Genomic DNA, 9,914 nt, shown 5'->3' on the forward strand with positions numbered 1-9,914 from the left:
GCCTTGGGATACTTTGCCTGGTAATTGCGCACAAACACGTCCAGTGCTTTTTCCGCAGCCTGGCGATTGGCGGCCATCCAGATTTCCTGCAACGCTGCCTTGGCTTTGCTCTGTTGGGCTTTGGGAAGTTCGTTGAGAATGTTGGCGGTCTTATGCACCCAGCAGCGTTGCTGACCAGTTTCGGGATAGGCTTCATCCAGTGCGGCCCAAAACCCCATGGCACCATCCCCAATGGCGAGCAAAGGGGCCGTCTCCAGACCGCGCGCCTGCAGGTCACGCAGGATCTCCAGCCAGGAAGCTTTGGATTCGCGCAGGCCGTCACTGACACTGACCAGCTCTTTCTTGCCCTCTGCCGTCACGCCGATAATCACCAGCAGGCAGATACGCGGATCCTCCTCCGCACGGAGGTTCGTATAAATACCGTCTACCCACCAGTAAGCATAGCGCTTTCCCTGTAGGGAGCGGTGTTGCCAATGGGCATACTCTTGCGCCCACTCCGCCTTGAGACGTCCCAACACCGCAGGTGAAAGTCCCTTGGCCTCATCACCCAGCAAAATGGAAAGGGCTTCCTGCATGTGGCCGGAAGACACCCCATGCAGATAGAGCCAAGGTACTGTAGCGGCTACCGTTCGTGATTTGCGTACATACGGAGGCGCCAGTACCGAATTGAATTTGATCCCCGATCCTGAGCGGTCCCGCACCTTGGGTACTTTGACGGGTACCGGACCCAGAGCGGTCATGATCTCGCGCTCCGGCAGATGCCCATTACGCACGACCGCCTGACGCCCATCAACCATCCGCACCGTCGCAAATTCTTCCAGCAATACCGCCACCTCTGCCTCTATGGCCTGCTCAATCAGAGAGCGTGCCGCGCGTCGAAGTATCCCTTCAATGCCCAGACCCAACTCTCCCATCCCACCTGCTATTACGGTATTCTTTTCCACGGCGTACTCCTTATGTTGCTCTTTGAGTCGGAAACCCTTTGTAGCAACAGTACGCCACCTCATTCAAGCCAGTTGTAACGCGCCCGTACACCACTTTCGAGCATAGCTCCGATGGCGCCGGACATACCGTGCAATTGTTTGTCATTGCTCGGCACCAGGCAAGGACGTTCTCCATAAAGTATGTTTAAACGTGCTGAGGTGCTTTTCATGTCAAGAGTCCGCGTTGATGAAGATATCTGCCCTCTGTCTGAATTTCGGGCAGAGGTGCCACATTTGTAAAACAGCTCCATGAGAGCTGATATTTGGAACGTATCGGATTGTTTACAAGGATACCGAAGCCAGAGCGTGCCTGTTATCATTTACCCCTATGTTTACTGCTGCAGGTTGATTGCTCATGTCTGTTCGTACCCGTTTTGCGCCGAGTCCTACTGGTTATTTACATATTGGTGGTGTCCGCACCGCGCTGTATTCGTGGTTACATGCCCGCCGCCAGGGGGGGCGTTTTGTGCTGCGCATTGAAGATACGGATCTGGAGCGCTCTACGCCTGAAGCAACAGCGGCCATCCTTGAGGGCATGGCCTGGCTGGGGCTCGATTGGGACGAGGGCCCATTTTACCAGACACAACGCATGGATCGTTATCGGGAAGTGCTGGCGCAGATGTTGGCAGCAGGGACTGCCTATTACTGTTATTGCAGCCGTGAAGAAGTGGATGCCATGCGTGAAGAGCAACGCACGCGCGGCGAAAAGCCCCGTTATGACGGGCGTTGCCGGACACGCAGTACCGCCCGTGAGGGGGTGGCACCGGTTATCCGTTTTCGCAGTCCGGATACGGGCGAAACGGTGGTGGAAGACCTGATTCATGGGCGGGTCAGCTTTCAGAACAGCGAACTGGATGATCTGATTATCGCCCGCTCTGATGGGACGCCTACCTACAATTTCTGTGTGGTGGTGGACGACTGGGACATGGGTATTACCCATGTTATCCGGGGCGATGACCACCTCAATAATACCCCCAGACAAATGCAGATTTTGCAGGCCTTGGGTGCAAATCTTCCGGTTTACGCCCATGTACCGATGATTCTCGGGCCGGACAAGCAGAAACTTTCCAAACGTCACGGTGCTGTCAGCGTACTGGAATATCGGGAGCAGGGATTTTTGCCGGATGCTCTGCTGAATTTTCTGATACGTCTGGGTTGGTCCCATGGTGACGAAGAAATATTCAGTCGCGAACAAATGATTGAGTTTTTTCAGATTAATACCGTTAATAAAGCGGCTTCGGCGTTTAACCCGGAAAAATTGCTGTGGATTAATGCCCAGCATATGCAACGGCTGAGTCCCGAGGGCCTGGCTCAGCATTTACGGCCATATCTGGACGCCCAGGGCATCACCGAGGCAAGTTTGGCCCAAGGCCCGGACTTGTCTGCGGTGGTCGCCATATTGCAGGAGCGTGCCAAGACCCTGGTAGAAATGGCCGAGGCCGCCAGAATGTTTTATCTGGCTCCAGTGACGGGTGAGGTCAAGGATGTAGAAAAACATCTTCATGGTCAGAGCGCTTTGCTGGAGAGTCTCCTCCAGCATCTGGAGACCTTGCCAGTCTGGACGGCGGCGGCTATTCACAGTGCCATTCAGGAATTGGCCGTCAGTCATGCCGAGGGGAAAATGGGAAAAATCGCCCAGCCCTTACGGGTTGCCGTGGCCGGGCGAGCGGTTTCTCCACCGATTGATGGCACCCTGGCGCTGTTGGGAAAAGACGAGACGCTTGCCCGTATCCGCCATGCTCGCAGCTGGCTTGCGGGGGGCTGAGCGCAGTCCCAAGCAATTTGGGTTGGGTGGTATACGCGCATCCTTCCAATTTTCAGGGATTTTAGCAGCTGCTGATACTTGGCGTCGGGCGGTTCATTTGCGATGATGGAGTCAAGCGCAGTTCCCGATCGTATTTTCCAGCTCAGGAGATCAGCTCATGGCTATGAACGTCACCCAGAAAATTATTGCCGCGCACTTGGTGAGTGGCACCCTCAAGGCGGGGAGTCCGATAGCTATCCGTATTGATCAGACGCTCACCCAGGATGCCACTGGAACCATGGCCTATTTGCAGTTTGAGGCGTTGGGTCTGCCTCGGGTACGCACTGAACTGTCTGTTTCCTATGTCGATCATAATATGCTGCAGTCCGGCTTTGAAAATGCGGACGATCACCGGTTTCTGCAGAGCTTTGCCGCGAAATACGGAGTCCATTTCAGTCGGCCGGGCAATGGTATTTGTCATCAGGTACATCTCGAACGGTTTTCCAAACCGGGTGGTACCTTGTTGGGTTCGGATTCTCATACACCGACTTCTGGCGGTGCCGGAATGCTGGCTATTGGCGCGGGCGGCCTGGATATTGCCCTGGCCATGGGCGGTTTGCCCTTCAACCTGAATATGCCGGAAGTGGTGGGCGTCAAACTGACGGGAAAATTACAGCCTTTTGTCAGTGCCAAGGACATCATTCTTGAAGTACTGCGTCTGAAAACTGTCAAAGGCGGGGTGGGCAAGGTGTTTGAGTATTTCGGCCCGGGGGTGGCACATTTGAGTGTCCCTGCGCGCGCGACCATCACCAACATGGGGGCGGAACTGGGGGCTACCACCAGTGTTTTCCCCAGTGATGGCGTGACCCGGGACTATCTTGCCGCCCAGGGGCGTGGAGCGACCTGGTCCGAGTGGGTGGCTGATGCGGATGCGAGTTACGACGAAGTGCTCGAAATCAATCTGGATACGCTGGAGCCCCTGATTGCCTGCCCGCACAGCCCGGATAATGTCAAAAAAGTGCGGGAAGTGGCCGGAACCAAGGTGGCCCAGGTAGCCATCGGTTCCTGTACCAATTCCTCCTACACCGACCTGATGACCGTCGCGCAGATGCTCAAGGGCAAGGTGGTTGCGGATGGGGTCAGTCTGGGAGTTTCTCCGGGTTCCCGTCAGGTCATGGAAATGGTCACCAAGGATGGCGGGTTGCTGGACTTTATTGGTGCCGGATCACGTATTCTGGAATCTGCCTGTGGACCCTGCATCGGGATGGGTTTCGCACCACCAACCCAGGGGGTTTCCGTACGCTCCTTCAATCGTAATTTTTACGGGCGTTCTGGCACCAAAAATGCCGAGGTTTATCTGGCGAGTCCGGAAACCTGTGCGGCCTGCGCTCTGACTGGCGAGATTACTGATCCCCGCGATTTGGGCCTGGCACCTATTCACGTCGATTTGCCGGGACAGTTCCTGGTGGATGATCGCATGGTGTTGGCTCCTGCCCCTGAGGGCACGGAGGTTGAAATTATTCGTGGTCCGAATATCGCCAAGTTACCGGCAGGTAAGGCCGCGCCCGCGCATCTGGCAGGCGAGGTGCTGATTCGTCTCGAAGACGATATCACGACCGATCATATTATGCCGGCGGGTGCTAAGGTGCTGCCTTTGCGTTCCAATCTGCCCGCTATCTCCGAATTTGTTTTTCATATGGTGGATGAAACTTTCCCGAGTCGGGCCAAGGCATCCGGCGGTGGTTTTATTGTGGCGGGTCGTAATTATGGTCAGGGTTCCAGCCGCGAACATGCTGCGCTGGCACCGCGCTATCTGGGCGTTCGGGGGGTGTTGGTACTGTCCTTTGCCCGGATTCATCTCGCCAATCTGATTAATTTCGGGATATTGCCGCTCACTTTTGTGCATGCTGAAGATTACGCCAAGGTACAGGCGGGTGATCAGCTGGGCCTCGATCTGTCGGGCCTGACTCTGGGGAAACCCCTGATGTTACGCGATGAGACGCAGGGTCTGGATATTGAAGTGATGCCGCAGCTTGCCAGCGCCCGTGATCTGGAATTGATTTTGAAGGGGGGTGCCTTGTCCTGGGCGAGTGAACAACTGGAGCAGGTGTCATGACGACCCATATTCAGAAACCCGTAACAGGCAGTCCCTTGACGCTGCTGAATGGGGTGTTGCAGGTGCCAGATCAACCCATTATTCCCTTCATTGAGGGCGACGGGATTGGTTGTGATGTGACTCCGGCCATGCGCAGTGTGGTGGATGCGGCAGTGGCCAACGTCTATGGAGGACAGCGGCAGATTGCCTGGATGGAATTGTTTGCCGGTCAGAAGGCCGTGCAACTGTATGGTGAAGGGCAGTATTTGCCCGATGAGACCATGGACGCCATTCGGGAATATAAAGTCGCCATCAAAGGCCCTCTGGAAACTCCGGTGGGCGGGGGAATTCGTAGTCTGAATGTGGCCATGCGTCAGGATCTCGACTTGTATGTCTGCCTCCGGCCGGTGCGTTATTTTGAGGGGACGCCCAGCCCCATGCGGCATCCGGAAAAAGTGGATATGGTTATTTTCCGGGAAAACTCCGAGGACATTTACGCCGGTATTGAATGGCCTGCGGGTAGTCCCGAAGCAGAAAAAATCATCCGTTTTCTGCGGGAAGAAATGGGCGTCACAAAAATCCGCTTTCCCGACAGCTCTGCCATTGGCATCAAACCCGTATCGACGGAAGGTTCGGAACGTCTGATCCGGCGTACCATTCAATACGCTCTGGAGCATGGCAAGCCCTCTGTCAGTCTGGTGCACAAGGGTAATATCATGAAATTTACCGAAGGTGGTTTCCGTGACTGGGGTTATGCCCTGGCGGAGCGGGAGTTCGCCGGACGGGTATTTACCTGGAGGCAAAAGGCCGCCATCAGCAAGGCAGAAGGTAAGGCGGCAGGACAAAAAGCTGAGCAGCAGGCCATTGCCGACGGGAAGCTGATCATCAAGGACGTGATTGCCGATAATTTTCTGCAGCAGATTTTGCTGCGCCCGGAAGATTACTCAGTGGTTGCCACGCTGAATTTGAATGGTGACTATGTTTCTGATGCCCTGGCCGCAGAAGTTGGGGGTATTGGCATGGCACCCGGTGCCAACCTTTCTGATACCCACGCGATTTTTGAAGCCACCCATGGTACGGCACCCGATATTGCCGGACAGGGCAAGGCCAATCCCAGTTCGCTGATTTTGTCGGCCGTCATGATGCTGGAGCATCTGGGCTGGGGAGAGGCTGCTCAGGCGATTGTGGCGGCCATGAATGCCGCCATTGCGGCTGGTGAAGTCACCGGTGATCTGGCGGCCTTGCGGGGTGATGTGCCGGCACTGAGCACCACAGAGTTTACGGCAGCGCTGATCCGCCGTTTTTAAAGGAACTTTCATGAATCTGCATGAGTATCAGGCCAAGCGTTTGTTGGCCGAAGAGGGGATTTCGGTCCCCCGCGCCATTCCCGCTTTTTCGGTGCGTGAAGCCGTGAATCAGGCGCGTGAACTGGGCGGTCCGGCCTGGGTGGTGAAAGCCCAGGTGCATGCCGGAGGCCGAGGCAAAGCTGGTGGGGTGCGGGTCGTTCACAGTATTGCCGGAGTGGAAAAAGCCGCCCAGGAGCTGCTTGGAAAACCATTGGTAACCGCCCAGACCGGTGCGCAGGGCCAGCATGTGGCGGCTTTGTTGATTGAGGAGCCAAGCAGTATTGCCCGCGAGTTGTATTTGGCGCTGATGGTGGACCGGGGACAGGCCAGAATTACCTTTCTCGCGACACGGGAAGGCGGCATGGATATTGAGGAACTGGCTGCAACCCGGCCGGAAGCTTTGAAAAAGCTGGTTGTTAATCCCAGCACCGGATTTTTGCCTTTTCAGGCCCGACAGCTGGGATTTGAGTTTGGTCTGGATACCAGTCAGGTGCAGCAGCTGACCCGCATCATGCAGGGCATGTATCGTCTTGCCCAGAAGCTGGATGCGTTGATGGTCGAAATCAACCCGCTGGCGGTTACCAGCGATGGCCGTCTGCTGGCGCTGGATGCCAAGCTGGTTATGGATGACAATGCCTTGTACCGGCATCCTGAATCTGACGAATTGTTTGATTCCACCCAGCAGGATGGTCGGGAAATTACCGCCAGACAGTTTGGGCTCAATTATATTTCCCTGGAAGGGAACATCGGCTGTATGGTCAATGGTGCAGGGCTGGCTATGGCGACCATGGACATGATCAAGCTGCATGGCGGGGAACCCGCCAACTTTCTGGATGTAGGTGGTGGTGCGGCGGCAGACAAGGTCACCCAGGCATTTAAGCTGATTTTGTCCGACACCCGGGTAAAAGCCATTCTCGTCAATATCTTTGGCGGCATCACCCGCTGTGATTTGCTGGCAGAGGGCATTATTCAGGCCGCAGCCGAGGTGGGCATCCATCTGCCGGTAGTGGTGCGCCTGGAAGGGACCCGCAAGGAGGAAGGGATGGCTTTGTTGAGAGAAAGTGGCCTGTCATTGATTTCTGCCGATGGTCTGACGGATGCCGCTGTGAAAGCGGTGGCTGCCGCTCAGGGTTAAGGTGTCCATCAATATTTTCTGGTTGCAGCGGTTGTGGCCGGTATTGCGCAATTCCGGCCCGTTGATTTCGCGTTTGGCCGATGCCTACGTAAAACGCGGCGCAGATCAAAAATCTGCCGAGCGCATGGCGGAAATGGCGGTGCTTCTGGATCAGATTCTCGACGAGCGACTGAAAACGGTGGCCCAGGTGGATGATCTGGAGGGTCTCCGGCAGGATCTCGCCGCGCTGCGTAGCGATGTGAATCATGCCCAGCCCGTTGTCCGGCGCAATCCTTACATACTGCTTTTATTGCTGGGTGAAGCCGTCATTATTCTACTGTTGATTCTTGTTTTGGTGCATATATGAGCATATTGCTGTCTCAGAACACCCGTATTATCTGCCAGGGGTTTACCGGCAAGCAGGGAACTTTTCATTCGCAGCAGGCCGTGGCTTATGGCTCCCGCATGGTTGGCGGGGTCACACCCGGAAAAGGGGGCAGCCGCCATCTGAATTTGCCGGTTTTTAATACGGTGGCTGATGCGGTGCAGGAAACCGGCGCCGAAGCCAGTGTGATTTATGTGCCTTCTCCCTTTGCGGCCGATGCCATTATTGAAGCGGCTGCGGCGGGCATTGAACTGATTGTCTGCATTACCGAGGGAATCCCGGTGCATGACATGTTAATGGTGAAACACTATCTGGCGGGTTCGACGGCGCGTCTTATTGGTCCCAACTGTCCCGGTATTATTACTCCCGGACAGTCAAAAATCGGGATTATGCCCGGTTCCATCCATCGTCCGGGCAAGGTCGGCATCGTCTCCCGTTCTGGCACCCTGACCTACGAGGCGGTTGAGCAGACCACCCGCCTGGGTCTCGGCCAGAGTACCTGTGTCGGCATTGGTGGCGATCCACTGATCGGCATGAGTTTTGTCGAGGTGCTGGCGCTCTTTGAGGCGGATCCACAAACCGAGCTGATTATCATGGTTGGCGAAATCGGCGGGCGCATGGAAGAAGAAGCGGCTCACTATATTCAGTCCAGTGTCAGCAAGCCAGTGGTGGCTTTTATTGCCGGATCAACGGCGCCCAAGGGCAAGCGCATGGGCCATGCCGGCGCGATCATTGACGGCAATGCCGGAACTGCTGCGGCAAAATACGCGGTACTGGAGGCGGCGGGGGTACATTGTGTGCATTCTCCGGCTGAACTGGGTACGCGCGCCGCAGCTTTGTTGAGCCGTTAATGCGCGTTGCTCTGGCGCAGTGCAATGTCTGGGTCGGTGACATCGACCGGAATGTGGCATTGATCCTGAAGGCAGCACAGGAGGCAAAAGCTGGGGGTGCCGATTTACTGGTAACCCCGGAGCTGGCTTTATGCGGTTATCCTCCCGAAGATCTGCTGCTGCGTGAAGACTTTGTGCAGGCCTGCGCAGAAGCGGTAAAAACCCTGGCAGCGCAAACGCCTTTACCCTTGTTGTTGGGGCATCCCCAGCGCGTCAACACGCGGCTTTATAATTGTGCCAGCTTGTTGCGAAATGGTCAGGTAGAAGCGGTTTACCACAAGCACTGTCTGCCCAATTACGCAGTATTTGATGAACTGCGTTACTTTACGCCAGGTACCCAGCCCCTGACTTTTGACTGTGCGGGAGTCTCCTGCGCCGTGGCAATTTGCGAAGATGTCTGGTGTGGTTCCGAAGTGGCTCAGGCCTCCAGAGACCAGGGCGCGGAGTTACTTGTGGTCCTCAATGCCTCCCCTTACCACCGGCACAAGCAGGGGGAAAGGGAAGGACGGCTGGCGGCGCTGGCAACGCAGACACAAATGCCCATCTGCTATGCGAACCTGGTGGGTGGTCAGGATGAGCTGGTTTTTGACGGTCGATCGTTTGTGGTGGATGCACAGGGTCGGTTGGTAGCCCGGGGGCCGATTTGTGAAACGGCGGTCATCCTCACGGATTTTGAAAAAACCACTCAGGGTTTGCAGGTTAAAGGTGATACAGCGCTCATTGCGGCAGCCGATACGGAGACCGAGGTTTATGCGGTCCTGACTCTGGGGGTCCGCGATTATGTGCGTAAAAATCATTTTCCGGGTATTGTGCTGGGCCTTTCGGGCGGGGTGGATTCAGCCTTGACCCTGGCAATCGCTGTGGATGCTTTGGGGGCGGAGCAGGTGCATGCTCTGATCATGCCTTCCCGTTATACCGCCGAAATGAGCGTTGCAGATGCCATTGCCGAGGCCCAGAGTCTGGGGGTTTCCTACGATCTGATTTCCATCGAGCCGGTTTTCCAGGCTTACTTACAGACCTTGGCGCCGCTGTTTGAGGGACGCCCGGTGGATACCACCGAGGAAAATCTGCAGGCGCGGGTGCGTGCCGGGTTGTTGATGGCCTACTCCAACAAGTTTGGGCACCTGCTGGTAACCACCGGCAATAAAAGTGAAATTGCGGTGGGTTATGCCACCCTGTACGGTGATATGGCGGGTGGTTTTGCGGTCATCAAGGATATCCCCAAAACCCTAGTGTATCGTCTTGCCCGCTACCGCAACCAACATGCCCTTGTCATTCCCGAGCGGGTATTGACCCGGCCACCCTCGGCGGAGCTGGCGCCCGATCAACAGGATCAGGACAGTCTGCCCCCCTACGA

At 56.0% G+C, this 9,914-nt stretch carries 8 protein-coding genes; 7 read left to right on the plus strand and 1 reads right to left on the minus strand.

The window, feature by feature from the left end; translation table 11 throughout:
• On the minus strand, positions 1 to 944 hold a 944-nt coding region (locus tag Q0C48_RS08625; RefSeq protein WP_291523433.1), incomplete at its 3' end, for an IS256 family transposase.
• Between the two features lie 394 nt (positions 945 to 1,338).
• Here Q0C48_RS08625 and gltX point away from each other — a divergent pair.
• The 7 genes from gltX to Q0C48_RS08660 all read left to right on the plus strand — a co-directional run.
• Positions 1,339 to 2,748, plus strand: a complete 1,410-nt coding sequence (gene gltX / locus Q0C48_RS08630; protein WP_291523435.1) for a glutamate--tRNA ligase — start codon at positions 1,339 to 1,341, stop codon at positions 2,746 to 2,748.
• A gap of 157 nt (positions 2,749 to 2,905) precedes the next feature.
• Entirely contained in the window at positions 2,906 to 4,843 is a 1,938-nt protein-coding gene (locus tag Q0C48_RS08635) for an aconitate hydratase (protein ID WP_291523437.1), read from the plus strand.
• Entirely contained in the window at positions 4,840 to 6,129 is a 1,290-nt protein-coding gene (gene icd / locus Q0C48_RS08640; RefSeq protein WP_291523439.1) for an NADP-dependent isocitrate dehydrogenase, read from the plus strand. The genes Q0C48_RS08635 and icd overlap by 4 nt, the downstream gene beginning before the upstream one ends.
• A gap of 10 nt (positions 6,130 to 6,139) precedes the next feature.
• A complete protein-coding gene (gene sucC / locus Q0C48_RS08645; RefSeq protein WP_031576067.1) occupies positions 6,140 to 7,303 on the plus strand; it encodes an ADP-forming succinate--CoA ligase subunit beta in 1,164 nt (387 codons plus the stop codon).
• A gap of 1 nt (position 7,304) precedes the next feature.
• On the plus strand, positions 7,305 to 7,649 hold the full coding sequence (locus Q0C48_RS08650; RefSeq protein WP_031576064.1) for a hypothetical protein: 345 nt from the start codon (positions 7,305 to 7,307) through the stop codon (positions 7,647 to 7,649).
• Entirely contained in the window at positions 7,646 to 8,518 is an 873-nt protein-coding gene (gene sucD, locus Q0C48_RS08655) for a succinate--CoA ligase subunit alpha (protein WP_193640488.1), read from the plus strand. Before Q0C48_RS08650 ends, sucD begins: the two co-directional genes overlap by 4 nt.
• Positions 8,518 to 9,914: NAD+ synthase (locus Q0C48_RS08660; protein WP_291523445.1), on the plus strand; the 1,397-nt coding region annotated here is incomplete at its 3' end. The genes sucD and Q0C48_RS08660, both read left to right, overlap by 1 nt.

The sequence above is a fragment of the Acidithiobacillus sp. genome (genome assembly GCF_023255755.1).
Taxonomy (GTDB): Bacteria; Pseudomonadota; Gammaproteobacteria; order Acidithiobacillales; family Acidithiobacillaceae; genus Acidithiobacillus.